The organism is Streptomyces sp. NPDC027189 (assembly GCF_055566975.1).
The window spans coordinates 54,247-80,039 of sequence record NZ_JBVHRI010000024.1 but is presented as its reverse complement, the minus strand read 5'-3'; the positions used below and the strand labels follow the sequence as shown (position 1 = coordinate 80,039).

Annotated in this window: 26 protein-coding genes and 2 pseudogenes; 14 read left to right on the top strand and 14 right to left on the bottom strand. The window is 70.6% G+C overall.

The window, feature by feature from the left end:
- The first annotated feature begins 174 nt into the window (after nucleotides 1-174).
- Genes ACZ4RZ_RS38835 through ppk2 form a run of 3 tightly spaced genes read left to right on the top strand, consistent with a single transcriptional unit; the run spans nucleotide 175 to nucleotide 2,504 of the window.
- Nucleotides 175-1,329 (top strand): inorganic phosphate transporter, encoded by a 1,155-nt coding sequence (locus tag ACZ4RZ_RS38835; RefSeq protein WP_467751912.1) that lies wholly within the window; start codon nucleotides 175-177, stop codon nucleotides 1,327-1,329.
- Nucleotides 1,330-1,348: 19 nt separating this feature from the next.
- Nucleotides 1,349-1,579 carry a hypothetical protein gene (locus ACZ4RZ_RS38830; RefSeq protein WP_467751910.1) on the top strand — a complete coding sequence of 77 codons (231 nt, stop codon included), beginning with the start codon at nucleotides 1,349-1,351 and terminating at the stop codon, nucleotides 1,577-1,579.
- A gap of 40 nt (nucleotides 1,580-1,619) precedes the next feature.
- On the top strand, nucleotides 1,620-2,504 hold the full coding sequence (gene ppk2 / locus ACZ4RZ_RS38825; protein ID WP_467751909.1) for a polyphosphate kinase 2: 885 nt from the start codon (nucleotides 1,620-1,622) through the stop codon (nucleotides 2,502-2,504).
- A 41-nt stretch (nucleotides 2,505-2,545) separates the two neighbouring features.
- Here ppk2 and ACZ4RZ_RS38820 read toward each other — a convergent pair whose 3' ends face one another.
- The gene (locus ACZ4RZ_RS38820) at nucleotides 2,546-2,905 is read right to left on the bottom strand and encodes an ArsR/SmtB family transcription factor (RefSeq protein ID WP_467751907.1); all 360 of its coding nucleotides are present in this window, start codon (nucleotides 2,903-2,905) and stop codon (nucleotides 2,546-2,548) included.
- Between the two features lie 62 nt (nucleotides 2,906-2,967).
- Between ACZ4RZ_RS38820 and ACZ4RZ_RS38815 the strand changes: the two genes are divergently transcribed.
- On the top strand, nucleotides 2,968-4,206 hold the full coding sequence (locus ACZ4RZ_RS38815; protein WP_467751905.1) for a cation diffusion facilitator family transporter: 1,239 nt from the start codon (nucleotides 2,968-2,970) through the stop codon (nucleotides 4,204-4,206).
- 319 nt (nucleotides 4,207-4,525) lie between these two features.
- A complete protein-coding gene (locus ACZ4RZ_RS38810; protein ID WP_467751904.1) occupies nucleotides 4,526-4,729 on the top strand; it encodes a hypothetical protein in 204 nt (67 codons plus the stop codon).
- A gap of 155 nt (nucleotides 4,730-4,884) precedes the next feature.
- On the opposite strand, the gene ACZ4RZ_RS38805 is transcribed toward ACZ4RZ_RS38810, so the two are convergent.
- Together ACZ4RZ_RS38805 and ACZ4RZ_RS38800 are read right to left on the bottom strand one after the other, a co-directional pair.
- Entirely contained in the window at nucleotides 4,885-5,439 is a 555-nt protein-coding gene (locus ACZ4RZ_RS38805; RefSeq protein ID WP_467751902.1) for a YbaK/EbsC family protein, read from the bottom strand.
- 43 nt (nucleotides 5,440-5,482) lie between these two features.
- Nucleotides 5,483-6,055: a helix-turn-helix domain-containing protein gene (locus ACZ4RZ_RS38800; protein ID WP_467751901.1), complete on the bottom strand. Its 573-nt coding sequence runs from the start codon at nucleotides 6,053-6,055 to the stop codon at nucleotides 5,483-5,485.
- Nucleotides 6,056-6,148: 93 nt separating this feature from the next.
- On the opposite strand from ACZ4RZ_RS38800, the gene ACZ4RZ_RS38795 reads away from it, so the two are divergent.
- The gene (locus tag ACZ4RZ_RS38795) at nucleotides 6,149-7,006 is read left to right on the top strand and encodes an EamA family transporter (protein WP_467751899.1); all 858 of its coding nucleotides are present in this window, start codon (nucleotides 6,149-6,151) and stop codon (nucleotides 7,004-7,006) included.
- Nucleotides 7,007-7,018: 12 nt separating this feature from the next.
- On the opposite strand, the gene ACZ4RZ_RS38790 is transcribed toward ACZ4RZ_RS38795, so the two are convergent.
- Entirely contained in the window at nucleotides 7,019-7,816 is a 798-nt protein-coding gene (locus tag ACZ4RZ_RS38790; protein ID WP_467751897.1) for an acyltransferase, read from the bottom strand.
- Nucleotides 7,817-7,935: 119 nt separating this feature from the next.
- On the opposite strand from ACZ4RZ_RS38790, the gene ACZ4RZ_RS38785 reads away from it, so the two are divergent.
- Nucleotides 7,936-8,469, top strand: coding sequence for a gamma carbonic anhydrase family protein (locus ACZ4RZ_RS38785; protein WP_467752009.1), 534 nt, complete (start codon nucleotides 7,936-7,938; stop codon nucleotides 8,467-8,469).
- Nucleotides 8,470-8,557: 88 nt separating this feature from the next.
- Here the strand turns inward: ACZ4RZ_RS38785 and ACZ4RZ_RS38780 are convergent, their stop codons facing one another.
- The 4 genes from ACZ4RZ_RS38780 to ACZ4RZ_RS38765 form a co-directional block, all read right to left on the bottom strand.
- Complete coding sequence (locus tag ACZ4RZ_RS38780; RefSeq protein WP_467751895.1) at nucleotides 8,558-9,208, bottom strand: DedA family protein; 651 nt, start codon at nucleotides 9,206-9,208, stop codon at nucleotides 8,558-8,560.
- A gap of 118 nt (nucleotides 9,209-9,326) precedes the next feature.
- The gene (locus tag ACZ4RZ_RS38775) at nucleotides 9,327-10,901 is read right to left on the bottom strand and encodes a carboxylesterase/lipase family protein (protein ID WP_467751893.1); all 1,575 of its coding nucleotides are present in this window, start codon (nucleotides 10,899-10,901) and stop codon (nucleotides 9,327-9,329) included.
- Entirely contained in the window at nucleotides 10,898-13,378 is a 2,481-nt protein-coding gene (locus ACZ4RZ_RS38770; protein WP_467751891.1) for a beta-glucosidase, read from the bottom strand. The genes ACZ4RZ_RS38775 and ACZ4RZ_RS38770 overlap by 4 nt, the downstream gene beginning before the upstream one ends.
- Nucleotides 13,379-13,770: 392 nt before the next feature.
- A complete protein-coding gene (locus ACZ4RZ_RS38765) occupies nucleotides 13,771-14,223 on the bottom strand; it encodes a DUF4442 domain-containing protein (RefSeq protein WP_467751890.1) in 453 nt (150 codons plus the stop codon).
- A 70-nt stretch (nucleotides 14,224-14,293) separates the two neighbouring features.
- Here ACZ4RZ_RS38765 and ACZ4RZ_RS38760 point away from each other — a divergent pair.
- From ACZ4RZ_RS38760 to ACZ4RZ_RS38745, 4 genes and pseudogenes are all read left to right on the top strand, one after another.
- Nucleotides 14,294-15,300: pseudogene (locus tag ACZ4RZ_RS38760) on the top strand (DUF8017 domain-containing protein).
- A gap of 65 nt (nucleotides 15,301-15,365) precedes the next feature.
- Entirely contained in the window at nucleotides 15,366-16,415 is a 1,050-nt protein-coding gene (locus tag ACZ4RZ_RS38755; protein WP_467751888.1) for a DUF8017 domain-containing protein, read from the top strand.
- 90 nt (nucleotides 16,416-16,505) lie between these two features.
- Nucleotides 16,506-17,543, top strand: coding sequence for a DUF8017 domain-containing protein (locus ACZ4RZ_RS38750; protein ID WP_467751887.1), 1,038 nt, complete (start codon nucleotides 16,506-16,508; stop codon nucleotides 17,541-17,543).
- A gap of 191 nt (nucleotides 17,544-17,734) precedes the next feature.
- Nucleotides 17,735-17,893 carry a hypothetical protein gene (locus ACZ4RZ_RS38745; RefSeq protein WP_467751885.1) on the top strand — a complete coding sequence of 53 codons (159 nt, stop codon included), beginning with the start codon at nucleotides 17,735-17,737 and terminating at the stop codon, nucleotides 17,891-17,893.
- 42 nt (nucleotides 17,894-17,935) lie between these two features.
- Here ACZ4RZ_RS38745 and ACZ4RZ_RS38740 read toward each other — a convergent pair whose 3' ends face one another.
- Nucleotides 17,936-18,151 carry a hypothetical protein gene (locus ACZ4RZ_RS38740; RefSeq protein WP_467751883.1) on the bottom strand — a complete coding sequence of 72 codons (216 nt, stop codon included), beginning with the start codon at nucleotides 18,149-18,151 and terminating at the stop codon, nucleotides 17,936-17,938.
- 402 nt (nucleotides 18,152-18,553) lie between these two features.
- Between ACZ4RZ_RS38740 and ACZ4RZ_RS38735 the strand changes: the two are divergent.
- Nucleotides 18,554-18,835 (top strand): annotated as a pseudogene (locus ACZ4RZ_RS38735) (IS982 family transposase); the annotation flags it as partial.
- A gap of 108 nt (nucleotides 18,836-18,943) precedes the next feature.
- On the opposite strand, the gene ACZ4RZ_RS38730 reads toward ACZ4RZ_RS38735, so the two are convergent.
- From ACZ4RZ_RS38730 to ACZ4RZ_RS38715, 4 genes are all read right to left on the bottom strand, one after another.
- Nucleotides 18,944-19,789 (bottom strand): spermidine synthase, encoded by an 846-nt coding sequence (locus ACZ4RZ_RS38730; RefSeq protein ID WP_467751882.1) that lies wholly within the window; start codon nucleotides 19,787-19,789, stop codon nucleotides 18,944-18,946.
- A 65-nt stretch (nucleotides 19,790-19,854) separates the two neighbouring features.
- Nucleotides 19,855-20,697, bottom strand: a complete 843-nt coding sequence (locus ACZ4RZ_RS38725; RefSeq protein ID WP_467751880.1) for a patatin-like phospholipase family protein — start codon at nucleotides 20,695-20,697, stop codon at nucleotides 19,855-19,857.
- 130 nt (nucleotides 20,698-20,827) lie between these two features.
- Nucleotides 20,828-21,997 (bottom strand): elongation factor Tu, encoded by a 1,170-nt coding sequence (gene tuf / locus ACZ4RZ_RS38720; RefSeq protein ID WP_467751878.1) that lies wholly within the window; start codon nucleotides 21,995-21,997, stop codon nucleotides 20,828-20,830.
- Nucleotides 21,998-22,325: 328 nt separating this feature from the next.
- Nucleotides 22,326-23,060 (bottom strand): DNA alkylation repair protein, encoded by a 735-nt coding sequence (locus ACZ4RZ_RS38715; RefSeq protein WP_467751876.1) that lies wholly within the window; start codon nucleotides 23,058-23,060, stop codon nucleotides 22,326-22,328.
- A 49-nt stretch (nucleotides 23,061-23,109) separates the two neighbouring features.
- Here ACZ4RZ_RS38715 and ACZ4RZ_RS38710 point away from each other — a divergent pair, with 49 nt between their 5' ends.
- Entirely contained in the window at nucleotides 23,110-23,928 is an 819-nt protein-coding gene (locus tag ACZ4RZ_RS38710) for a TVP38/TMEM64 family protein (protein WP_467751874.1), read from the top strand.
- Between the two features lie 70 nt (nucleotides 23,929-23,998).
- Here the strand turns inward: ACZ4RZ_RS38710 and ACZ4RZ_RS38705 are convergent, their stop codons facing one another.
- Nucleotides 23,999-25,168, bottom strand: coding sequence for a thiolase family protein (locus tag ACZ4RZ_RS38705; RefSeq protein WP_467751873.1), 1,170 nt, complete (start codon nucleotides 25,166-25,168; stop codon nucleotides 23,999-24,001).
- 150 nt (nucleotides 25,169-25,318) lie between these two features.
- Here ACZ4RZ_RS38705 and ACZ4RZ_RS38700 point away from each other — a divergent pair, with 150 nt between their 5' ends.
- Nucleotides 25,319-25,780, top strand: a complete 462-nt coding sequence (locus ACZ4RZ_RS38700) for a winged helix-turn-helix transcriptional regulator (RefSeq protein ID WP_467751871.1) — start codon at nucleotides 25,319-25,321, stop codon at nucleotides 25,778-25,780.
- Nucleotides 25,781-25,793 lie beyond the last annotated feature (13 nt).

Here is a 25,793-nt window from a genome sequence, read left to right as displayed (position 1 = left end):
ATCACGGCAAGCGGTTTGCTCGGCGGGCGACGGGGCAGCCGCGCACGCGCCCCACCGTGCCCCGCGGGGACTCCGTCCGATACGCCCGCAAACACATGTTCACCTTTACTCCGGCATGTGTGGGCTTCGCTTCCGATTCGCCGTGCGTATGCCTGCGGTTGCTTGCATCGAGGAATGGACCACATCACGTTCCTCGTGGCGGTCGTCATCGCCACGGCGCTGGCCTTCGACTTCACCAACGGGTTCCACGACACCGCGAACGCGATGGCCACCTCCATCGCCACCGGTGCGCTCAAACCGAGAACAGCGGTCCTGATCAGTGGCGTTCTGAACGTCGGCGGGGCGTTCCTGTCCACCGAGGTCGCCAAGACGATCTCGGGCGGCATCGTGGACGACACTCTGGTCACCCCGGGCATGATCTTCGCCGGGCTGGTGGGGGCGATTCTGTGGAATCTGCTGACCTGGCTGCTCGGGCTGCCGTCCAGCTCCTCGCACGCCCTGTTCGGCGGACTGATCGGGGCGGTCTGGGTGGGTGCCGGTGAGCACGGCGTGCACTTTGACAAGGTTGTCGAGAAGGTGCTGATCCCCGCCGTGGCCTCCCCGATCGTGGCCGGCGTCGCCGCACTGCTGGCCACCTACCTCGCCTACAAGATCACCGCGCGGGCCCGCAAGGAGTCGGTGACCAAGGGGTTCCGGCTCGGGCAGATCGCCTCGGCCTCGCTGGTCTCGCTCGCGCACGGTACGAACGACGCGCAGAAGACGATGGGCGTCATCACGCTGACGCTGATCTCGGCGGGCGCGCTGGGCCATGACGCGGGTCCCCCGGTGTGGGTGATCGCGTCGGCCGGTCTGGCCATCGGACTCGGCACCTATCTGGGCGGCTGGCGGATCATCCGCACCATGGGCAAGGGGCTCACCGACATCCAGTCGCCGCAGGGCTTCGCCGCCGAGGCCGCCTCCACGACGGTGATCCTCACCTCCGCCCACCTGGGCTTCGCGCTCTCCACCACGCAGGTCTGCTCGGGCGGCATCCTCGGCGCAGGTCTCGGCAGGCGCCTGGCCGAGGTCCGCTGGGGCACCGCGGGCCGCATGGTCATCGCCTGGCTGGTCACACTGCCCGCCGCCGCGCTGGTCGGCGGGGTCTCGGCGAGCGTGGTGAAGCACGGCGGGAACGTCGGCACCGTGGTGATCGCGCTCGTCGCCGCCGCCGTCGCCTTCTTCATCGTGGTGGCGTCGCGCCGCAACCCGGTGCACGCCGCCAACGTCAACGACCACCACGAGGTCACCATCCGCACCGCGACGCCGACCGACGTCGGCGCCGCTGCCTGAGCCAGGGAGATTTCCGGACATGCATCTCGACTGGACCGCACTCGGCGAGGTCGCCGCGGTGAGCACCGGAGTTACTGTCGGAGTGGTCGTAGTTTTTGCCCTCGGCGTGCTGGGCCTCGCCCGGGTCGAGACCGCGCGCGAGGGCGACGGCGGCGACGCGCTGGGGTTCGCCCAGGCCGGGCTCTGCTTCCTGGCCTGCGCGGCCGTGGTGGCGTACGGCATCTATCTGATCGTGCCCCAGTTCCACTGATCACTGCGGGACGTGGGAAGCCGAAGAAGAGGAGGGCCGGATGACGGAACTGCTGTCAGGCATGCGAGTCGACTACAGCGACCACGACGACCCGGTGCTGATCCGCCCGGACGGCAGCCCGGTGGAGACCTGGCGCGAGAACTACCCGTACCCGCAGCGCATGGAGCGCAAGGAGTACGAGTGGCACAAGCGGCTCCAGCAGATCGAACTGCTGAAGCTGCAGAGCTGGATCAAGGAGACGGGACGGCGTCTCGTCATCGTCTTCGAAGGACGGGACGCGGCCGGCAAGGGCGGCACGATCAAGCGGTTCACCGAGCACCTCAACCCGCGCGGCGCCCGGGTGGTGGCCCTGGAGAAACCGACCGAGCGCGAGCGTGGGCAGTGGTACTTCCAGCGGTACGTGGAGCATCTGCCGACCGCGGGCGAGATCGTGATGTTCGACCGGTCCTGGTACAACCGGGCGGGCGTCGAGCGGGTCATGGGTTTCTGCACGGACGACGAGTACCGGCGCTTCACGCGGCAGGCCCCGGCCTTCGAGCGGATGCTCGTCGACGACGGGGTGGACCTGATCAAGTTCTGGTTCTCGGTCTCGCAGGGCGAGCAGCGTACGCGCTTCACGATCCGCCAGGTCGATCCCGTACGGCAGTGGAAGCTGAGCCCCATGGATCTGGCCTCGCTGGACCGCTGGGACGACTACACCGCCGCCAAGGTCGCCATGTTCCGCGAGACGGACACCGAACAGGCGCCCTGGACCGTGGTGAAGAGCAACGACAAGAAGCGAGCTCGTGTCGAGGCCATGCGCAGCGTCCTGGCCCGCTTCGACTACGCCGACAAGGACGAGGAGGTCGTCGGCAGCCCGGACCCGAGAATCGTGGGCGCGGCGGCGAACCTGCTGGAGGCGGGCGAGGACGACACCGACGACTGAGGGGTACCGCGACCACGGGGCGCACGGCCTCCTGGCCGTCGTCAGTCGTGCGCGGGCCGGTCGTTGATGCGGTGGTCGGCAAGGCTCAGTGCCTCGTCGACCACCCGGCGCAGATGGCCGTCGCCGAGCGAGTAGATCACCCGGCGGCCTTCCTTCCTGGTGTTCACGAGCCCGGCGAGCCGGAGCCGGGCCAGATGCTGGCTGACGGCGGGACGCGCGGCGCCGCATGCCTCCGTGAGCGTGGTGACGTCGGCTGCGCCGCCGGTCAGGGCATGGAGCAGCGCGAGGCGGGTGCGATCGCCGAGGAGGGCAAGGAGTTCGGCGGCGAGCGCGAACTGCTCCTCGCCGGGGGTGCGCGGGTGCGCATCATGCGCAGGTGATAGGTGCATGCGTGCGCTCATACGCACATAATGGCCCGGTGGACACCGACACGTCCACTCCCGCACGGCGGAAGGGGCCCCACGTGAGCGATCGGCACCACCACGAGCACGGCAACGAGCAGCCGCACGCTCACGAAGAGCCGTACGGGGACGGACACGGCCACGGGCATCCGCACCGCCGGCACGACCGCGATCACCCGCACGGACACGAGCACGGCCATGGGCACCCGCAGAGCCACGAGCACGGCCCCGATCACCCGCACGGACACGACCGCACTCGCCAGCACCGGCACGGGCGCCCCCGCCCTCACACCCACCCGCTCCCTCACGCGCACACCACCCTCGCGAGCCGTCTGCGCCACCTCCTCACCCCCCACTCCCACGAAACCGCCGACAAGCTCGACTCCGCGTTGGAGTCGTCGGCCCGAGGCATGCGGGCGCTCTGGCTCTCCCTGGCCGTCCTCGGCGCGACGGCCTTGGCGCAGGCGGTCGTCGTGGTCGTCTCGGGGTCGGTCGCGCTGCTCGGTGACACCGTGCACAACGCCGCCGACGCGCTGACGGCCGTACCGCTCGGGATCGCCTTCGTACTGGGCCGCCGCGCGGCGACGCGCCGCTTCACGTACGGCTACGGGCGGGCGGAGGACCTCGCGGGCATCGTGATCGTGCTGACGATCGCCGCGTCCGGGACGTTCGCGGCCTGGACGGCGATCGACCGACTGCTGGACCCGCGGCCCATGCGGCACATCCCGGTCGTCGCGGCGGCCGCCCTCATCGGCTTCCTGGGCAACGAGTGGGTCGCCCGGCACCGCATCCGCGTCGGCCGCGAGATCGGCTCCGCAGCGCTCGTCGCGGACGGACTGCACGCCCGAACGGACGGGTTCACCTCACTCGCCGTGCTGGTGGGCGCGGGCGGGGCCGCCCTCGGCCTGCAACTCGCCGACCCGCTGGTGGGACTGGCGATCACGGCCGCGATTCTGCTGGTGCTGCGCGATGCCGCCCGCGAGGTCTTCCGGCGCGTGATGGACGCCGTGGAACCGGAGTTGGTGGACCGCGCCGAGCGGGCGCTGCGGCAGGTCGAGGGGGTACGCGACGTGGGTGAGCTGCGGCTGCGGTGGATCGGGCACCGGCTGCGGGCCGAGGTGGCGGTCGTCGTGGACGGCGAGGCGACCGTCCGCCGGGCCCATCGCATCGCCGTGGACGCCGAACACGCCCTGCTGCACGCCGTCCCGAAACTCACCGCCGCCCTGGTCCACGCCGATCCGGCACCGGCCCCCGGCGAGACGGATCCGCATCTGGCCTTGGCCCACCACGCGCCGTCGTGATCACGAAGCGGCGCCGAAGACGCAGACCACGTCCGTCGGCCCGCTCGTGGGTGATGTCGTATTCCCGCAGGTACGAGGCTGTCGGTCCGGAGTGCAACAGGGAGCCGCCGACCGATCCCCGACCCTTGGCGAACGCGGCGCGGCCGGGCTCCTCGGGAGTGCGGCGACAGCGGGGGCTCAGGCCCCGAAGGCCTTGGCGGCCCGTGTCAGCGCCGCTGAACAGGTAGACGGCCCGGCCGGGGGTGGACTGCAGCACGCCCCGGCGCTCCAGCCCCAGCTGGTTGGCGGCGCTGAAGCCGGTGCCGGACATGCCCAGGTGATGGACGAACTCCTGGTGCGGGCCGCCCACTTCCACCCCTGGCCCGAGCTCCCCTTCGTCCCCGTCCGAGACGCGCCGCCCGTACCCTTGGCGCTGCTGTGGCGCACCGCGGACGAGAGCCCGTTGATCCGCGTGTTCGCCGAAGCCACCGCCAAGTTGACCGGCTCCGGCAATCCGGCCGCGCGTGGGGCTCGGACAGCCTGAGGCAGTCGTGGACTCCTGTGTCGTCGCTGATGGCGGGGGTGATGCGGGAGTTCGGCGGCTGAGCCCGAGTGGGACTGGAGATCGACGAGCCTGAAGGGCCGTCGGAGCGCCCGTTCGAGGCAGCGACACAGCCGCGGGCTCTCTCCGATCAGCCTTTACACACCGAGCCCGTCCAACACCACCGCGTTCGGCAGCTCCGCGAACACCTTCCCCGGCACCAGCAGCTTCCCGCGCCGTCGGCCACTGCCCACCAGGACGTACGGCAGCTCGACGACCGCCGAGTCCACCAACACGGGCCAGTCGCCCGGGAGTCCGATGGGCGTGATGCCGCCGTACTCCATACCGCTCTCCCCGGTCGCTGTGTCCATCGGCGCGAACGAGGCCTTACGGGCGTCGAGTTGACGGCGAACCACGCCGTTGACGTCGGCACGGGTGGTGGAGAGGACGACGCACGCGGCGAGCGTGGTCTCGCCGCCGCGCCTGCCCGCGACGACCACGCAGTTGGCGGACTGGTCGAGCAGCTCGCGGCCGTAGTGCTCGACGAACGTGGCGGTGTCGGCCCACTGCGGGTCCGTGTCGACGTAGACGATCTGTTCGGCGGGAATGCTGCCCCGCCATTCGCGTACGGCGTCGGCGACCGGGCGGGTGAGCTCGTCGAGGCACTCGGGGGCGGGTGTGGCGTGGTCGAAGTGTCCGATGGGTGCGCGCATGACCGCACGCTAACAGCCGCGTCGGCGCCGCCCGCCAGGTGTCTCAGTGCACGAGCGGGACGGACACCGCCATGACCATCTCGACCGGTACGTCACCGTCATTGCCGTACGTATGCGGGGTGTTGGCCTCGAAGGAGGCGCTCGCGCCCGCCGGGACGCGGTGCTCGACTCCGTCGACCGTGAGCGTCAGCTCGCCCGCGAGGACATGGACGAGCTCGACGGTGCCGGTGGGATGCGGGTCCGAGGGGCTGCTGTCGCCGGGCATGAGCCGCCAGTCCCACATCTCCAGCGGGCCGGGCGCCTCGGTGCCCGCGAGGAGCCGGTTGTAGCTGCCCGCGTCCGTGTGCCACAGGCGCACGGCCTGCTCGGCGGGGACGATCCGGACCTTGGGGCCCTGCTCGTAGTCGAGGAGGGTGGTGATGCTGACACCGAGGGCGTCGCCGATCTTGACGACAGTGCCCAGGCTGGGGTTGGTCCTGGCCTGCTCGATCTGGATGAGCATGCCGCGGCTGACTCCGGCGCGAGCGGCGAGCGCTTCCAGGGTGAAGCCGCGCTCGGTGCGCCAGCGCTTCACGTTGCGCGCCAGGGACTGAGTCAGCAGGTCGAGGTCCGACACATTCCGTCCAATATTCTGGATGACAGAGTTCAATCTGGTGAACTATCGTGTGGTGCACCTGATCGTTCACCGAACTGTACTGCGAGGTACCCCGTGACAGCACTCTTCGCCCTGGCCACCAGCCTCCTGTGGGGCCTGGCCGACTTCGGCGGAGGCCTGCTGACCCGGCGTATGCCCGCCCTCACGGTGGTCGTCGTCTCGCAGACCATCGCGGCGGCGGTGCTGGGTGCGATCGTGGCCGCCACCGGCGGCTGGAGCGCGGCGGGACCGCAGCTGTGGTTCGCGCTCGCCGCGGGACTGGTGGGACCGGTCGCCCTGCTCTCCTTCTACAAGGCGCTCGCCCTGGGCCCGATGGGGGTCGTCTCCCCGCTCGGCTCGCTGGGCGTGGCCGTCCCCATCACGGTGGGCCTCGTCCTCGGTGAGCGCCCCGGGCTCACGCAGTTCGCGGGCATCGCGGTCGCCGTCGTGGGCGTCGTGCTCGCGGGCGGACCACAGCTGCGCGGCGCCCCCGTGCAGCGGCAGGCGATCCTCCTCACGCTGCTCGCGGCGCTCGGTTTCGGCACGGTGTTCGGGCTGATCGCGGAGGCGTCGTCGTCGGTGACCGGGCTGTTCCTCGCGCTGTTCGTCCAGCGCGTGACCAATGTGGCGGTGGGCGGCACGGCCCTGTTCGTCTCCGTGAAGCGCGGCGCCCGGGCCCTCCCCGAGGGCGCTTTCCCCTGGGGCTCCCTCCCCGCGCTCACCTTCGTCGGCCTGGCCGACGTCGCGGCCAACGGCACGTACTCGGTCGCCGCCCAGCACGGCCCGGTCACCGTCGCCGCCGTCCTCGCCTCGCTCTATCCGGTGGTCACGGCCCTGGCCGCACGCGGCTTCCTCAGCGAACGGCTGCGCGGGGTGCAGGCGGCGGGCGCGGGCCTCGCGCTCGTCGGCACGGTACTGCTCGCCACCGGTTGAGTGCCTGAGGGCTCAGGACTCGGCGCGTACGTCCCCGGAGGCGCCCTCGGCATCGAGGTCCAGTTCCGCCAGACGCGCCGCGGTCTCCTCGTCCATCCCCGACAGCGCCAGCAACTGCTCGGGCGTCACCCCGTCGGGAATCGGCACCGGCGCCGGCGTCCGCAGCGGCGGCTGCCACCCCTGCACCGGGTCCCAGCGCCGTACGACGCGCGCGGGGGCGCCCGCCACAACCGAGTGGTCCGGCACCGCCCCACGGACCACCGCACCGGCCGCCACCACGACGTTCCGCCCGATCCGCGCCCCCGGCAGGATCACCGCCCCGGTCCCGATCCAGCAGCCGGGCCCGATCTCCACCGGCTCCATCCGCGGCCACTGCTTGCCGATGGGCTCGTGCGGATCGTCGTACGAATGGTTGGTGGACGTGACGTACACGTACGGCCCGAAGTAGCAGTCGCTGCCGATAGTGACCGTCGTGTCGGCGATGACGTGACTGCCGCGACCGAGCACCACGCCGTCGCCGATGCGCAGGATCGGATCGGGGCCGAGGTCGAGGTCGGGCATCAGACCGGCGGTCAGCGTGACCTGCTCCGCGACGATGCAGTGGGCGCCGAGGTGGATCCACGGTTCCCCGAAGACCGTGCCGAGCGGGAAGGCCAGTCTGGTACCTGTTCCCATCGCGCCGAAGCGGAATCGCCCGGGGTGCTCGGCCGTGACCGCACCCGTGCGCTGCACCCAGGCCCAGCCCGCGTGGACGGCGCGCTGCGCGAGGCGGCGCCGCCATGATGAGAACGTGTTCTTGCTCCTGGGCACCCGCTCACGGTACTCAGCGCACGGTGCGCCGATGAGGTCGTACGGCTGTGATCTTCACCCCACCGGGGCCGGGACCGATGGCATACGGTGCCGGTGTGCCGAACTACGAGGAGACGGTGATGACGCAGCAGGCGCTGATCATGGGGATCGGCGGCAAGGATCCGCAGCTGGACCAGGAGGCGTTCGCGGCGCCCACGTCCGTGGTCATCGGGGACGTCACGCTGCACGCGGGCGCGAGCGTCTGGTACGGCGCGGTGCTGCGCGCCGACTGCGGGCCGGTCGTCATAGGCGCCGACAGCAATGTCCAGGACAACTGCAGCCTTCACGTGGACCCCGGATTCCCCATCTCCATCGGCGAGCGGGTCTCCATCGGGCACAACGCCGTGGTGCACGGCGCGACCGTCGAGGACGACTGCCTGATCGGCATGGGCGCCACCGTGCTGAACGGCGCGGTGATCGGCGCCGGTTCGCTGGTGGCCGCGCAGGCCCTGGTGCCGCAGGGGATGCAGGTACCCCCGGGTTCACTCGTCGCGGGCGTGCCCGCCAAGGTCAAGCGCCAACTGAGCGACGAGGAGCGCGAGGGCATCTCACTGAACGGCACGCTGTACGTGGAGCTGGCGAAGGCACACCGCGAGGCGCACAACGCGGGGTAGGGGGAGCGCCCCGTAGGGGCGCGAGGAACTGCGCGACCAGCCACGGACGGCCCGCGCTGTCCGAACGATCCGTGCGTCCCGGTGGAACTTACTCGGCGGCGGCCGCGGGCTCCGGCTCGGCCGCCGCGCGCTCCACGGTGGCCTTCTTCGCCTTACGGCGAACGATCAGCATCGAGGCGAGCCCAATGAGCACCGCCGCCACCAGCCCGAGCCACGAGAACCGCTTGAGCCAGGACTCGGCGACCACACCGACGTAGTAGATGACCGCGGTCGTACCGCCGGCCCAGATGATGCCGCCGAGCACGTTGGCGATCAGGAACTTCCAGTACGGCATGCGCAGCACACCCGCGAGCGGACCCGCGAAGATCCGCAGCAGGGCGATGAAGCGGCCGAAGAAGACGGCCCACATGCCCCACTTCTGGAAGGACCGCTCGGCGGTGGCGACGTGGCCTTCGCTGAAGTGCTTGGGGAACTTGGCGCCGAGCCAGGCGAGCAGCGGGCGTCCCCCCTTGCGGCCGATGGCGTAGCCGATGGAGTCACCGACGATCGCGCCGAGGCTGGCGCACGCCCCGAGGATGACGGGATTGATCCCCGCGTGCTGCGAGGAGAGCAGGGCCGCCGAGACCAGGATGATCTCGCCGGGCAGCGGGATGCCCAGGCTTTCCAGGCCGATGACCAGGCCCACCAGCGCATAGATGCTGACCGCGGGCACCGTCTCGAGCCACTCCTGGACGTGCAACGCCGGTTCCTCCCGTTTCGCTGTGCGTGTTCCGGGCGTGCACCGTGCGTGTGCGGTACATGATCACCCGGCGTGCGCTCCCCCCTGGGCGCACGCCGGGCAGCCTACTTGGTTCGTCTTACGAGGCGGAGTCCCAGAGGTCGCACCGGTGCTCGTGAGCGACAGTGGTGCTGAGGGTGTTTCCGCCCGCGGAGGCGGTCCGCAGCGAGAGCACCGCCCCCGTGCCGTCGGGCATCGCGGGCTGTCCGTCCGCCCTGGGCACGCCGCTCCGGATGAAGGATCCCCAGTACTGCACCATCTGCCTCGACAGCACCCGCTGCTCCGCGTTCAGCGGGGTTTCGAGCCCGAAGTGCTTGAAGAGGTACTGCACCTCGTTGACGTGGGTCGCGCCGAAGTCGAAGTCTGTGTGCAGATTGCGCAGCGAGGCGAAGGGCGGCGAGGTGCGGTCGGCGAACTCGTACGAGTAGACCGGACCGCGAGCCGCGAGCGCGCCGTCGAGCCGGAGTGCCGGGCAGGCCATCAGATAGTCGCCGAAGGCGGTGCCGTACGCGATCGTGGGCGAGGGGTAGTCCGACAGCGGGTAGCGCTGGAGAACCCGCCCGCCCTGGTCCGCGCCGAAGACGGCCTTGACGACGCCGGGATACCGCTCGGCGGTGAGCGGTGTCCCGCTCGCGTCGAACTGGCCGAAGGCGAAGAGCCGCCCCTCGTCCTCGTTCGCCCCATTGAGTACGGGCACCCGGGCGGCGGCCCCCTTCGCGTACGCCTCGAAGGGCTGCGCGGGCAGGAAGTCGCCGCCGACGACGGGTCCCCAGTCGAAGCCGGCCTGCGCGGCGAGGATCTCCTCGGAGGACTTGCCCCGCAGACAGCCGAGCGAGAGATCGGCACAGCCCACCTTCTTCGCGAAGGCGCCGCCGGCCGAGACGGCCGTCTCGTGGGTGCGTGCCGCGCAGTTCCCGTACGCGCCGCTCTCGACAATGCCCGCGCGGTACAGGCCCTTGGAGGTCGGCGAGGCCATCTGGGTGCAGACCGAGCGGCCGCCGGCCGACTCGCCCGCGATGGTGACGCGTCCCGGGTCGCCGCCGAAGCGCCCGATGTTGGCACGCACCCAGCGCAGCGCGGCCTGCTGGTCGAGCATCCCGAAGTTGCCCGAGACCCGGTCGCGCGCCTCGCCGTCGAGTCCGGCCGTGGCGAGGAAACCCATCGCGCCGAGCCGGTAGTTGACGGTCACGACGACTGCGCCGGTCTGCCGGGCGAAGGTGTCGGGCACGATGTCCTCGCCCGCGCCCGCGGTGAGCCCGCCGCCGTGCAGCCAGACCATCACCGGACGCCCTCCGGCGCCCTCGGGAACGTACACATTGAGGTCGAGACAGTCCTCGGTGTGGCTGGGCTGTTCGTAACCGGGGTCCCAACTCGCCGTCTGCACACAGCGGTTGCCGAAGTCCTTCGTGGTGCGCACACCGTGCCAGGGCTCGAGGGGCCGAGGGTTCCTCCAGCGGAGGTCGCCGACGGGCGGCTCGGCATACGGGATGCCGAGGAACTGCCGTCCCTCGGTCGTGGCCTCGCCGCGGACCCAGCCCGCGTCCGTGCGCACGAGGGTGTGCCGCGCGGAAGAAGCGGAGGCGGACTGGGCCGGTGCCGTGGCGACGAGGACGCCGGCGAGGGCGGTGAGCCCGAGGGCCAGGCGGCGTATCACGCGCTCACCTCCGCGGTCGTCTTCATCCGAAGATCGCGCGAGGACGCACCCACCCATACGGTGCGGCACCCGGTGCCGAGCACCCAGTCGTGCCTCTTCACGTCCCAGGACGAGAGTGTGCGCGCCGATACCCGAACGGTGACCCGGCGCCGCTCCCCCGCCCGCAGCGCGAGCCGTCGGTACCCGCCCAACACCCGTACGGCCTGATCCAGTTGGAGATCCGGCGAGCGTCCGACGTAGACCTGGGCGACCTCGATGCCGTCGCGCCGCCCGGTGTTGCGCACGGTGAAGGTCACATCGAGACCGTGGTGGGCGCGGCGCACGCGCAGATCGTCGTACGCGAAGGAGGTGTACGAGAGCCCGTGCCCGAAGGGGAACAGTGGGCGCACGCCTTCGGCGTCGTACCAGCGGTAGCCGGCGTGGATGCCCTCCGAGTACTCCTCGGTGCCGTCGACGCCCGGGTAGCGGCGTGGATTCCCGGCGACCAAATGATGGTCGTCGTCGACCGCGAAGGACTGGGTGAGCCGTCCGCCGGGGTCGCAGTCGCCGAACAGGACGGCGGCGGTGGCGGCCGCGCCCTGCTGGCCCGGGTAGTACATCTGGAGCACGGCGGCCGTGCGGTCCAGCCAGGGCATGGATGTCGAGGACGAGGTGTTGAGGACGACGGTGGTACGAGGGTTCGCCGCCGTCACCGCCTCGATCAGCTGCGCCTGGTGCCCCGGGAGCGCGATGGTCGTGCGGTCCAGGCCCTCGGTCGCGTCCTCGTAGGCGAACAGGACAACACTGTGCGCGGCCCGCGCGGCCTTGACGGCCTCGGCGACGTCCTGCGCGCGGGTCGCGCCGGTGATGCGCCGCAGCCGGAACAGCTGCCCGCCGCTCCCGCCCTGCGCGGTGATCTGAAGCCGGTGAGCGCCCTTGGCGAGGTCGAGCGTCTTGCGGCGCACGGACAGGCCGTCGGGGGCGGCCGAGACAAGGCCACCCGAGAAGTACTCCCCGAATCCGGGTGCCACCGGGAACAGGTCCTCGCCGTCGAGGAGCACCTTGGGGCGCTCGCCCGAGTAGTGGATGACGAAGGTCCACGCGTCGGCGTCCGCGACCGTCAGCGTCCCGTCGTACGTCCAGGTCCGGCCGGCGGCGACGGCCTGGGCCTCGGTGCTGAAGGCCGGGCTCGGCGCGCCCGCGGGGATGGGCTTTCCGAAGAGGTCCTCGCCCAGCGCGTACGAGACGTGGGCGCCTCGTCTCGCGCGGGACTTGATGGCGTCCAGCGGGCTGTCGGCCCGGTCAGGGACGACATGCGCGCTGCCGCCGCCGCTGACGAAGGGGAGCGCCCCGGTGGGTCCGACTACGGCGATGCTGCGGGCGGCGGCTCCGGTCAGGGGCAGCGCGCGGCCCTCGTTGCGCAGCAGGGTCGCCCCGGCCTTGGCGACCTCAAGAGCCACGGCGGCGCCCGCCATCGGGTCACGGTCCGGGCGGGGCGGGGCGCTTGCGTCGAGCAGTCCGAAGCGGTCCATCACCGCGAGGACGCGGCGCACAGCACGGTCGACGTAGGTTTCGGAGACGCTGCCGCTCTGGACGGCCGTCTTCAGGGCGGCACCGAAGTAGGTGCCGTCGGGCATCTCCATGTCGAGGCCCGCGGTGATCGCGGCTGCGGTGCTGTGGGCGGCGAACCAGTCCGTCATCACCCAGCCGTCGAAGCCCCATTGGTCCCGCAGGACGTCGGTGAGCAGGGTCTTGTTCTCACAGGCGAAGGTGCCGTTGACCTTGTTGTACGCGCCCATGACCGCGCCGGAGCGGGCGGCGATCGCCGCCTCGAAACCGCGCAGTTCGACCTCGTGCATGGTCTGTTCGTCGACCCGCACGTCGATGGACATGCGGTCCTTCTCCTGGTTGTTCAGCGCGAAGTGCTTGACGGTGGCGATGAGGCCCTCGCCCTGGATGCCGCGGATCTCGGCCGCGACCAGGTCGCCGGCCAGCAGCGGGTCCTCGCTGAAGGTCTCGAAGTTGCGGCCCGCGTACGGGGTGCGGATGAGGTTGACCATCGGGGAGAGCAGCACGTCCTGGCCCAGGGCGCGGCCCTCGCGCCCGATGACCTGGCCGTAGCGGCGGGCGAGACCTGGGTCGAAGGCGGAGGCCAGCAGGACGGGGGCGGGCAGGGCCGTGGCGTGCTGGGTGACGCGGACGCCGGCGGGCCCGTCGGCGAGGCGGAGCGGGGGGATGCCGAGGCGCGGGACTCCGGGCACGTATCCGGCCTGGCCGAGCGAGTTGGGGTCGGTGGCGCCGTGCAGCAGGGAGATCTTCTCGTCGAGGGTGAGCTTCCCGATCAGGCCCTCCACGCGAGGGCCGACGCCGGATCTGGACTCGGCGTAGGCGAACGGGGCGGAACCGGTGCTGGTGGCCGCCGCGGCGACCGCGATGGCGCCGCCCAGCAGTCGCAGGGCCGATCGCCGGGAAAACCCATCAGAAGCAGCGTGGGACATGAGCCGTCACTCCTTCGGTGCGCGGCCACATCGTTGTGGACCGCATGTACACGTGCCAACGCACGCCACGTTCGGCCCTTGAACGCACTGCGCGTCAGAGCCGGCTTGACATGCCGTCAGGCACCACGGGCACGGCGCGAAAACTATGACCGGAGGTGACTCGTGTCAATGAAGTGAACAGAAACAGCTAACAACCCGACAAGAACCGAAGGGACATGGACAACAGGCAGGCCACTACCCCCGGGGGCGGCGACCCGCCTTGCGCACACATGCCACCCCACGCGGCGACGCGGTGCGTCGCGAACGACAGGGGCAGAGCGGCCCCGCATGAACGACCAAGGGCCTCGACCAGGTCGTGCGACCCGACCAAGGCCCTGCGCAAGGCGTGTGGCTCAGCTGTTCGGGCGGAGCGTCCAGACGACGGTCATCTCACCGGTCACGGCACCGTCACCGCGCTGGATGGCAATGGCGACGGGGAACTCGGGGCGCTGCCCGGCGTCGAGTTCGGCGACGACGTCGGCGGCGGGCCGGCCGAGCGTCGCGGTGGCCGTGACGGGCCCCATCGCGAGCTTCTTGTACGAGATTTCGGCGCTGACCGCGAGCGGCACGGCGCGCGACAGCTGCTCCCCGAACGCGGCGAGGACGATCGCCCCGCTCGCCGACTCCCCCAGCGTGAACATCGCTCCGGCGTGCGGCCCGCCGACATGGTTGTGGTAGTCGCTCTGGTCCGGCAGAGCCACTACTGCCTTCTCCGGACTGGTCTCCACGAACTCGAGGTTCAGGGTCCGGGCCATCGGCACGGTGGCGGCGAGCATCTCGCCGATCGTCATCTGGTCTGCGCTCATACCGCCATGTTACCCGTGAGTAGCAACCCTTGACCAGCACCCGGTGATGATCGCCGTATCGTTACGCCGCATGTGGCCAGGAGAGCAGCCACCAGGGGGCGCGCAGAATTCGCAGCGGAACATCGGCAGCGGGCAGCCGTACGCGGGAGGCGGGCAACCGTACGCGGAAGCCGGGCAACAGAATCCGTATCAGCAGCCGGGGTATCAGCAGCCCAACCCGTACCAGCAGCAACCGGAACCATGGAACGCCCCGACGGTCACCGCAGGTCCCGCGGCACCCCCACCGGGCGGCGACGGCAACAGGACGAAGGTCATCGCGATCGTCGCGGCAGCGGCCGTCGTGATCGCCGCCGGAGTGACCGGATTCGTCCTGCTCGGCGGCGGCAAGGGCGACAGGACCGACCCCGAGCCGACCAAGTCCCCGTCCCAGCGGTCGAGTCCGGCGAGCGATCCGCGAGGCACCGACGGTGCCGAGAAGCCGACCGTCGCCGGCTGGAAGACCGTGGTGAACCCCAAGCGCGGCATCGCCTTCGACGTGCCCGCGGAGTGGGGACTCAAGTCGACCAGCTGGGTCACGTACGTCTCGAAGAACGACGACCCCGAGGACAAGCTCCTCATCGGTGTCGGAGCCCCCGCGCTCCTCAAGGAGCAGTGGTGCGGCACCGACGAGGACAAGGACGGCACCAAGGAGTACCGATGCTCGCGGGCGCCGGAACCAAGCGCAACAACGGCGCGAAGAGCCCCGAGGAGGCCGCCCGTGACGACGCGGCCGCCTGGGTCTACGGCGCCTACACCCAGCCCGACAAGAAACTCGTCACGCCCGGCGCGGTGGAGTCGTACACGACGAAGTCCGGGCTCAACGGCAGCCTGGCCACCGCTTCGTCGTCGGGTGTGAAGAAATCGAAAAAGTGCGCCACCGACGGGAAGGCCACCGTCTTCTCCTTCAAGGACCCTTCGGGCGACATCGTGTCGTGGGAGTTCTTCGGCGCCAAGGGGGTGTCCGAGGAGGTACCGGACACGACGGTCCGGAAAATCGTCGCCACCGTACGCCTTTACAAGGTCCCGTCCGACTCCTGACCGGTACATGCCTGACGAATCGCGGTGACCGAAACGTGTCACAGGCAGCACTAGGGTTACTGCCCATGTGGCCAGGACAGCAGCCGCCCGGGGGCGAGCAGAACCCGCAGGACCAGAACCCGTACCAGCAGCCGGGGTACCAGCAGCCGAATCCGTACCAGCAGCCCGGATATCAGCAGACCGGCGGCCAGCCGGGATATCAGCAGCCGGGGTATCAGCAGCCCAACGCGTATGGGCAGCAGCCCGGTCAGGGGCAGTGGGGCGCTCCCTCTCCCGCAGGGGCGCCCGAACCCCCGAGCGGTGGCGGGAACCGGACGAAGGTCATCGCGATCGTGGCGGCCACGGCCGTGGTCGTGGCCGCCGGTGTGACCGGCTTCCTCGTCCTGGGCGGCGGCGGCAAGGACGACAAGGCGGACGGCGGCAAGGACTCGAAGCCGTCGGTCAGCCCCTCGCAGCACCCGAGCGCGTCGGCCTCGGACGACAACCCGCGGGGCGGCGACGAGGAGAAGCCGACCATCGCCGGGTGGAAGGTCGTCGTGAACCCCAAGTGGGGTACCGCGTTCGACGTTCCGGCGGACTGGGAGGTGGAGTCGCCGGGCACGTCGATCGGCTTCGAGAAGCACAACGCCAAGGCCGGCGACAAGCCCATCATCATGATGTCGGCACCCGCGTACTTCAAGTCCAAGTGGTGCTCGTCCGACGACGACAAGGACGGCCGTAAGGAGGACACCGCCCTCGGCGCCGCGGGCACCAAGGGCGCGAGCGGAGCCAAGGACACCGACGAGGTCGCCGTGAACCAGGTGCCCTGGTGGGTCTACGGCGGTTACACGCAGCCGGACAAGAAGAGCATCACCTTCGACGAGAAGGCCAAGCCGTACACCACGAAGTCGGGCGTCGAGGGCAGCATCGCCTGGGCCAGGTCCAAGAACACGCCCCAGAAGGGCAAGTGCGCGAGCGACGGCAAGGCCATCACGTTCGGGTTCAAGAACTCCGCGGGCGACTACGTGGCGTGGAGCCTCTACGGAGCCACCGGCGTGGAACAGGAGATCCCGGACACGACGGTCCTGAAGATCCTCAGCACCGTGCGGCTGCACGGCGATCCGACGGAGTCCTGAGCCGGCGTCCTGAGCCAACTGCCCGGGTGTCCGGCCCTTTTGTGGACCGCCGTGGCACTCGGGTCCCGGGCCCCTCTATCGTTACCGGCCATGTGGCCAGGACAGCAGCCGCCCGGGGGCGAGCAGAACCCGCAGGACCAGAACCCGTACCAGCAGCCGGGGTACCAGCAGCCGAATCCGTACCAGCAGCCCGGATATCAGCAGACCGGCGGTCAGCCGGGATATCAGCAGCCGGGCCCGTACGGGCAGCCGCAGTGGGGGGCTCCGCCGGAGCCCCCCGGCGCGCCGCAGGCCTCGGGGGGCAACGGCGGTGGCGGGAACAAGACCAGGATCACCGCGATCGTCGCGGCGACGGCCGTCGTGATCGCGGCCGGGGTGACCGGGTTCCTGGTTCTGGGCGGCGGTGACAAGGACGACAAGGCGGGCGGCGATCCGTCCAAGTCCCCCAAGCCGTCCGTCTCCTCTTCGCCGAGCGAGAGCGGTGGTGACGACAACCCGCGCGGCGGCGACGAGGAGAAGGCGACGATCGCGGGCTGGAAGGTCGTGGTGAACCCGAAGTGGGGCACCGCCTTCGACGTGCCCGCGGACTGGGAGGTCAAGACTCCCGGCACCTTCATCGGCTTCGAGGACGAGAAGAAGGGCGACGGCTCCTCGCTGATCGGGATGTCCGCGCCCGCCTTCCTCCAGGAAAAGTGGTGCACGTCCGACGACAACAAGGACGGGTACGAGAACGACACGGCGCTGGCCGCCGCGGGCACCAAGGGGCAGAGCGGTGCCAAGAACACCGACGACCCCGCGCGCAACGACGCGGCGTGGTGGGTCTTCGGTGGTTACACCGACCAGAAGGACGCGTCCAAGAAGCTGCTCACCATCGGCAAGCCCAAGCCGTACACGACGAAGTCGGGCGTCAAGGGCAGTGTCGCGACGACGTACTCGACCGGCGTCCCCAAGAAGGGCAAGTGCGACTCCGACGGCAAGGCGACCACGTTCGCCTTCAAGAACTCGGCGGGCGACTTCGTGTCCTGGACGTTCTACGGCGCCAAGGGTGTGTCCGACGAGGTGTCGGACGCGACCGTGCAGAAGATCCTCAGCACGGTACGCCTGCACGGTGATCCGACGGATTCCTGAGCCGCGTAGGGCAGCTCAGGGGCCTCCTGGGCTGCCTCCGGTACTCATGGAGTCCCGGCCCCGGTTCATGACCGGCAGGGACATCAAGAGCACCGAGGAGCAGGAGAGGGCCCGACGCACGCCTGACACGACCACGACCGTACCCAGGTTTCAGGGGTGCCAACGAGAGAGCCAGCCTGAGGGACTACCCGATGCCGGTGTGGGACTCCTCGGAGGAAGGCCTGTGCTGCAACTGCCACGCCAAGTGCAAGCGCTACCGGACCGGGGCGAATCCGCTGTGCCGGGACTGCTTCCCGCAGGTCGCAGCGAAGTGGGGTCCCGGCGTGCGGCAGAAGGGCTACAACGTCTGAAGTGAGTCGTACCAGCGGCCACTCGCCCGGACGGCGGGCAGGTCAGCCGTTGGAGTTGCAGTCCCAATAGCCCTTGTGCCAGTGGTGGTGACTGTCGTACCAGCCGCTGTGCCACGAGCAGCTCGCGGGAACCGAGGCGGTCGTCGTGCTGGGGGCGGCTGCTGCGGCCGTGCCCGCCACTCCGATTGCGGTGCCGCCGGCCAGCAGGAAGCCGGCCGCGACGCAGGCGAAGGCGCGCTTGGCGCGATGTGCTCGCATGGCTCTGCTCTTTCTTCCACGTTCTCGCGCTGTCCCAGCACGAGAGGGATGGCCGCGGCCTCACGCCGAAGCGTGGGGTCCGGCGATGGCTGGATGGTGCCGCTCGAAGACCGATGCGGCGCTGTCGTCGAGGTCGCCGCGTGAAAGCGAGGGACGCACGTCTCCCGGCTGCAGGCCCACCGTTCCGTGGAGCGCGTCGCGGGACGTGTCCTGAATCGCGACCTCACCTCTTTACGAGGGTAGCGGCCCATCCGCTGACAGGCACCTCGAGCCCACAGCGCCTATGTCTACGTCCGCAGGCCGATCATCACGCGGTGCATCGAGGCTGAACCTGCCCTGGCCAGATGATCGATTCCAAGGGATCGGCTGCGCGCGCAAGGGAAGGGAGCCCAACGTCGGTGTGTGAAGACAGAGTTGGACTCCCTCGCCACCGCACTCCATGTGAAGACCGACGACCTGCTGAAGGCATCACCGCATCTGGCTCCCTGGCGTCCGGCCATCGGGATCGCTCCGCAACTGACCGATGCCGAGCTGGTCACGCTCGCGATGATGCAGGCCATGCTGGGCTTCACCTCCGAGGCCAAGTGGCTTCGCTACGCCCGCTCCCACCTGCGGCATCTCTTCCCCTACCTGCCCAAGCAGCCCGGCTACAACAAGCGCCTGCGCAAGGGCTGCGCGGCGCTGGTCGTGGTGGTCACCTCGGCGGTGCTGTGCGTGCCGGACGGGCGGAATCCGACGCGGCGGACCAGGCCGGTGGCTCAGGGGACGCCGGTGCCGGACCTGGTGAATGGGTCAGCCGATACTGAAGGCCCCGTCGGGCGGCTCGGGTGAAGGGACCGCGTTCTCGTCACGGACGGGTTCGGCGGCGCCGATGAACTCCCGCAGTGCGGGGCCGTGTTCGACACGCGCGGGGAAGGCGTCGGAGGCGGTACGGCGGGCGAGCGTGGCCGTGTCGAGGGGGCGGTGGGACGCCACGAGCACCGCGTTGCCGAAGCGGCGGCCGCGCAGGACGCCCGGTTCTGCGATGAGGGCCAGCTCCTCGAACACCGTGGAGAACGTGGCGAGTTGGGAGCGGAGGAAGGCGAAGGGGGCGGCGTCGGCGAGGTTGGCGAGGTAGACGCCGTCGGCGCGCAGCACCCGCCCGGCGGCGCGCGCGTACGCGGTGGAGGTCAAGTGCGCCGGAACCCGTGAGCCGCCGAAGACGTCCGCGATCATGATGTCGGCGGAGTCGGGCGCGGCGGCCTCGAGCCAGGCACGGGCGTCCGCGCCATGCAGCGCGATCCCCGAACCGTCGGGTACGGGCAGATGCTCGCCGACCAGGGACAGCAGACCGCGGTCGGCCTCCACCACGTCCTGCCGCGAACCGGGCCGGGTCGCGGCGACATAGCGGGGCAGAGTGAGCGCCCCGCCCCCGAGGTGCAGCACGTCCAGGGCCACTCCCGGTTCCACCACCGTGTCCAGCACATGCCCGAGCCGTCGCGCGTACTCGAACTCCAGATGCGTCGGCGCATCCAGATCGACGTACGACTGGGGCGCCCCGTCCACCGTCAGCAGCCACGCCCGCTTCCGGTCGACATCCGGCATCAGCTTGGCGGTCCCGTGATCCACGGCCCGTGTCACGGGTATCGGCTCGTCCACGGGTCCATTGTGCCGTCATACCTCCCGAGACGGGGGTCGTCCCCGTCCCGGCGACGACCCCCGTCTCAGCCCTGCCACACCTCGGCGGCTTCCGCCGCGTGGATCGCGGCCTGTTTCCGCCCAGCGCGTGCCGCGGCCGCCCGAACCTCGGGGTCCAGGGGGTTGCGTCCGAAGGACTGCTTCGCGTCACGGTCGGGCGCGATCACGGCGACGCGGGCGCCCTTCTCCGTGAGCTTGCGGCCCTGCTCGGTGGCCGAGGTCAAGGGGCCGCCGCCCGCCGCGACGGGAGCCAGGACGACCACGCGCGCATACCCGGCGGCGAGGTGAGCGTTGGCCGGTGAGTGGGTGCCGCCGTCCATCCAGCGGCGGTCGTCGATCGTGACCGGCGGCCATGCTCCCGGCACCGCGCAGCTCGCGGCCATGGCGTCCACGAGCGGCACCCCGCTGTCCTTGTCGAAGACGCGCAGCTCGCCCGTTGCCGTGTCGACGGCGGGCATGCGCAGCGGCCGCGCCGGCCACTCGGGCGCGGCGAGTCGGCTCTCGATCGCGTAGCGACGCGACGCCTCGTCCGGAGTGCGGGCCGCCACCGCCAACCGGCCGATCTTCCGGCCGTAGTCCTCGGGGGTGCGCGAGGTCAGCGTCGCCCAGGCATAGCGGGCGTAGGCGCCCACGCCCAGGCGTCCGGTCAGCTCGCCGCTCTGCGGGCCCAGTTGGCGCTGGTGCAGCTCCAGGAGGGTCAGCCGACCCGAGGCGAGCTGAGCGCCCACGGACGAGCCCGCCGACGTACCGATCACCACATCGGCGTCGCTCAGGTCGACACCCCCCTCCAGGAGCCCGTACAGCATTCCGGCGAGCCAGCCGATCCCCCCGCTGCCCCCGCCGCCGAGCACAAGTGCCTTGTCCCCCATGGCTGTTCCCACCCCTCGGCTCGGCGCCCCTGACGCTCCGTCTGCGATCAGTCTCGCGCACGGCACTGACATCGGTACGAGCGGGTGCCCGCCCCTCTCGGGGCGGGCACCCTGGTCCCTCGGCCGACGCTCAGCCGACCGACGTCACCGTCCCCGCGCCGACCGTCCGGCCGCCCTCACGGATCGCGAAGCCCAGTCCGGGCTCCAGCGGGACCTCGCGCCCGAGCTCCACCGTCATCGTGACGGTGTCGCCGGGACGCGCGACCGCCGTCTCACCGAGGTCGACGTCGCCGACCACGTCCGCGGTGCGGATGTAGAACTGCGGGCGGTACCCGGTGGAGACGGGTGTCGTGCGTCCGCCCTCGCGCGTCGACAGGACGTACACCTGCGCCGCGAAACGGCGACTGGGTACGACACTGCCGGGCGCGGCGACGATGTGCCCGCGGCGCACCGCGTCGCGCGGAACACCGCGTAGCAGCAGCGCCACGTTGTCCCCGGCCTGCGCCTCCTCCATGGGCTTGCCGAAGGTCTCCAGACCGGTGACCACCGTGTCGACGGTGGCGCCGAGCACTTCGACGCGGTCGCCGACCCGGATCGTGCCGCGCTCCACGGCACCGGTGACGACCGTGCCGCGGCCCGTGATCGTGAGCACGTTCTCGACCGGCAACAGGAACGGCGCGTCGAGATACCGCTCGGGCATCGGCACATATGTGTCCACCGCGTCGAGCAGCGCGTCGATCGCCGCCGTCCAACGGGGGTCCCCCTCAAGGGCCTTGAGACCGGACACCCGTACGACGGGTACGGCATCGCCCCCGTAGCCGTGCGCGGAGAGCAGTTCACGGACCTCCAGCTCCACGAGGTCGGCGAGCTCTTCGTCGCCCGCGTCGGCCTTGTTGAGGGCGACGACGATGTGGTCGACGCCCACCTGCCGGGCGAGCAGCACATGCTCCGCGGTCTGCGGCATGATCCCGTCGAGCGCCGAGACGACGAGGATCGCCCCGTCGAGCTGGGCCGCGCCCGTGACCATGTTCTTGACGTAGTCGGCATGGCCCGGCATGTCCACATGCGCGTAGTGCCGGGTGTCGGTCTCGTACTCGACGTGCGCGATGTTGATGGTGATGCCGCGAGCGGCCTCCTCCGGCGCACGGTCGATCCGGTCGAACGGTACGAAGGTGCCGGAGCCGCGCTCGGCCAGGACCTTGGTGATGGCTGCGGTCAGGGTGGTCTTGCCGTGGTCGACGTGACCCATCGTGCCGATGTTCAGGTGCGGTTTGGTGCGCACGTAAGCCGTCTTGGGCATGGCTGTACCTCGAAGCCTCTTCAGTGTCAGCGGAACTGAGTGATGGCCCCGGCGCATACGGGCCGGGACGGGGACCCCAAGGACTTGCCGACCCTCCCCCTGCGGGGTCCGCCGGACGATCCGGGAAGGGTCAGCTTCGGGCGCCGTCGACGGCGGCCACGATGATCGGGACGGCAGCCTTCGGGGCATCCGCGACTGCGGATGCTGCGAGGAGGAAGGCGTACCGGAACATGAGGAGATCATCGCCGACGCGTCGGCCCACGTCGAATGGTTTTCGGCGCCCGGGAGTCGGGTGTTTCGGGTGGTGCGTCCGGATGCTGAAGGTGCCTCAGGCGCCGATGTTCTTGAGTGCCTCGCGCACGGACAGCGGCGCGAGCCTCCCCTGCTCCCGGGCGACGAAGTCCCGTACCGCCTGCGGGTCCGTCTTCGCGTACTCGCGCAGACACCAGCCGATCGCCTTGCGGATGAAGAAATCGGGGTGTCCGGACTGGTGGACGCAGTACCCGAAGAGGCGCTCGGTGTCAGTGGCGTCCTTGTAGCGGAGCTGGTGGAGCAGGGCCGTACGCGCGACCCACAGGTCGTCGTCCTCGATCCACGCGTCCATGTCGGTCTTCAGCTTCGGGTCGGCGGCCACCAGGCCTCCCACTACGTGGGAGGCGAGTGCGTCGACGGTGTCCCACCAGGGGACCGTGCGGACCAGGTGGAGCGCCACCGGCAGGAAGCCCGACGACAGCCGCTTGACGTGACGGCGCAGGTAGTCGACGGCGAAGTAGTGGTACTCGCGCTCGGGCAGCTCCCAGCAGCGCAGCGCGAGCGCCGTGCAGTCGGCCTCGTCGGGTCGGGCGGTGTCCTGGAGGACGGTCCGCGACAGGGCGCGACGCTCGGGCGTGGTCAGTCCGAGGAAGGGCGCGACGTCCTTCATGTACGCGCGCATCGCCGCGGCCCGTTCCGCATCGGCGGCCGCGCCGTACGTGGCGGTCAGCCGTTGCAGCACGGTGTCCGCGACGGCGCTGTTCGGCACCTCGAACCGCGCACCCGACGTTCCGGAAGCTGTGACGCCCATGAGACGCACCATACGGCGATCACACACATTGGTCGGTTAGTGTCACCGGATGCTCGATGCCACCACCCGCTCTGGGGGCACCGCCACGGCCACTCCCCAGGCCGCCGCCACGGAGCTCGCCGTGGCCACGGACCTGCCCGTCGCCGCGGAGCTCGCCGTCGCCGCACCCGCCGTCCTGAACGCCGCCCGCACCGGCCTGACCGCCCGCTGCGCGAGAGCACTGCTCTCGCCCTGGTCGCGGCTCTCCCTGCTCGTGGTGCTGCTCGCGGCGGCCGCGTCGAGCGTGCTGCTCTTCGAACCGCAGCGGCTGCTCGCCGACGGCTGGCCGCCGCAGCTCGGCGGTGCCGCGGCGGCCGTCGCGTTCTCCGTGGCGTACGGGCTGTGCACGGTCGCGTTCGTGCCCCGGCCGCTCCTCAATCTGGCGGCAGGCGCCCTCTTCGGCTCCCAACTGGGCCTCGGCACAGCGCTCGTCGGCACGGTGCTCGGCGCCGGTGTCGCCTTCGGGCTCGGCCGGCTCCTCGGGCAGGACGCACTGCGCCCGCTGCTGCGCACCCGCTGGCTGAAGGCGGCTGACGGACAGCTCAGCCGGCACGGCTTCCGCTCGATGATGGTGGCCCGGCTGTTCCCCGGGGTCCCGTTCTGGGCCGCCAACTACTGCGCGGCCGTCTCCCGCATGGGCTGGCTGCCCTTCCTCCTCGCGACGGCGCTCGGCTCGATCCCGAACACCGCCGCGTACGCTGTCGCCGGCGCCCGGGCCTCGGCACCGACGTCGCCCGCCTTCCTGATCGCGATGGGCTTCATCGCCGTACCGGCCCTGGTCGGAGCGGTGGTGGCCTGGCGCAAGCGCCACCACCTGCGCGGCCGCTGAAGCACCACACGGTCACTGAAGCGCTGACGGCCTCCGGCACCACCGCGGCGGCACTGCACGGCCACCGGCACTACACGGCTTCCAGCACCATCGCGTTGGCGAGCCCGCCCGCCTCGCACATCGTCTGCAGCGCGTAGCGGGCTCCGCGGCTCCGCATGGCGTGGACGAGGGTGGTCGTCAGGCGGGTGCCGCTCGCGCCCAGCGGGTGGCCGATCGCGATCGCTCCGCCGTGCACATTGACCTTGGAAAGGTCGGCGCCCGTCTCCTGCTGCCAGGCGAGGACGACGGCCGCGAAGGCCTCGTTCACCTCGAAGAGATCGATGTCGCCGAGGGCCAGCCCCGCCTTGCGCAGCACCTTCTCGGTGGCCGGGATGACGCCCGTGAGCATCAGCAGCGGGTCGGAGCCGGTGACGGCGAAGCTGTGCAGCCGGGCGATGGGCCGCAGGCCGAGGCGGGCCGCGGTCTCGCTCGATGTGATGAGCACGGCCGACGCGCCGTCGTTGATGGGGCTTGCGTTGCCCGCCGTGACGGACCAGTCGATCTGCGGGAAACGCTCGCCGAAGGTGGGGTCGTAGTAGGCGGGCTTGAGTCCGGCGAGTATCTCCGTGGTGCTGGCCGGCCGGACGCACTCGTCGCGGGTCACTCCCTCCAGGGGCGCGACCTCGGCGTCGAACAGGCCGCTGTTCCACGCCGCGGCCGCCTTCTGGTGCGAGGTCACCGCGAAGGTGTCCATCTGCTCGCGGGAGATGCCCCACTTGGCGGCGATGAGTTCGGCGCTGATGCCCTGCGGCACCAGACCCTCCGGGTAGCGCTCGGCGACGCCGGGCCCGAAGGGGTCCTTGCCCGCCGGCACGTTCGACCACATCGGGACTCGGCTCATCGACTCCACACCGCAGGCGACGACCATGTCGTACGCGCCCGACATGACGCCCTGCGCGGCGAAGTGCACGGCCTGCTGTGAGGAGCCGCACTGCCGGTCCACGGTGGTCGCGGGCACCGTCTCGGGGAATCCCGCGGAGAGCACGGCATACCGGGTGGTGTTCATGGCCTGCTCGCCGACCTGGTCGACGGTGCCCCCGATGACGTCGTCGATCAGCGCCGGGTCGACTCCGGAGCGCTCGACGAGGGTGCGCAGCGTGTGGGCGAGGAGCTCCACGGGGTGGACATGGGCGAGGGAGCCGTTCGGCTTGCCCTTGCCGATGGGGGTGCGTACGGCTTCGACGATCACGGCGTGACGCATGGGATGCCTCTCAGGTCTCTGAGGTCAGGGAACCGGCGACGAGCGGGTTCGTTCTTCAAACTCGGCATGAGTTTGCTTTCCAAACCCACTAAGTGACTCAAGAGTAGCTCAGTGGGTTGGACAAACCAACCCACCCCTTAAACTGGTGGCATGAAGGACGCGCGCCCCTGCTCGATCGCCGACACCCTCGCCCTCGTCGGCGAGAAGTACTCCCTGCTCGTACTGCGTGAGGTGTCCTTGGGCGCCACGCGGTTCGACCAGCTGGTCCGCAACATCGGCGCCCCGCGCGATGTGCTGACGGCTCGCCTCAAGCGGCTCGTCGACGCCGGCGTTCTGGAGAAGATCCAGTACAGCGACCGCCCCAAGCGCTACGAGTACCGGCCCACCCAGGCCGGTCTGGAGCTGGTGCCGGTCCTGTGGACGCTCATGGCGTGGGGCGACCGCCACCTCCACGCCGACGGCAACCGCCCGATGGTGATCGAGCACCTTTGCGGCCACGAACTCGTCCCGCAGGTCGTCTGCGCCGAGTGCGGCAATGAGGTGAAGCAAGGCGACCTGAAGGCGCACCCACAGGCACCGGGCTGGACGGTGACGGGGCCCGCGGCGGCGTAGCGCGCGGCCCGGC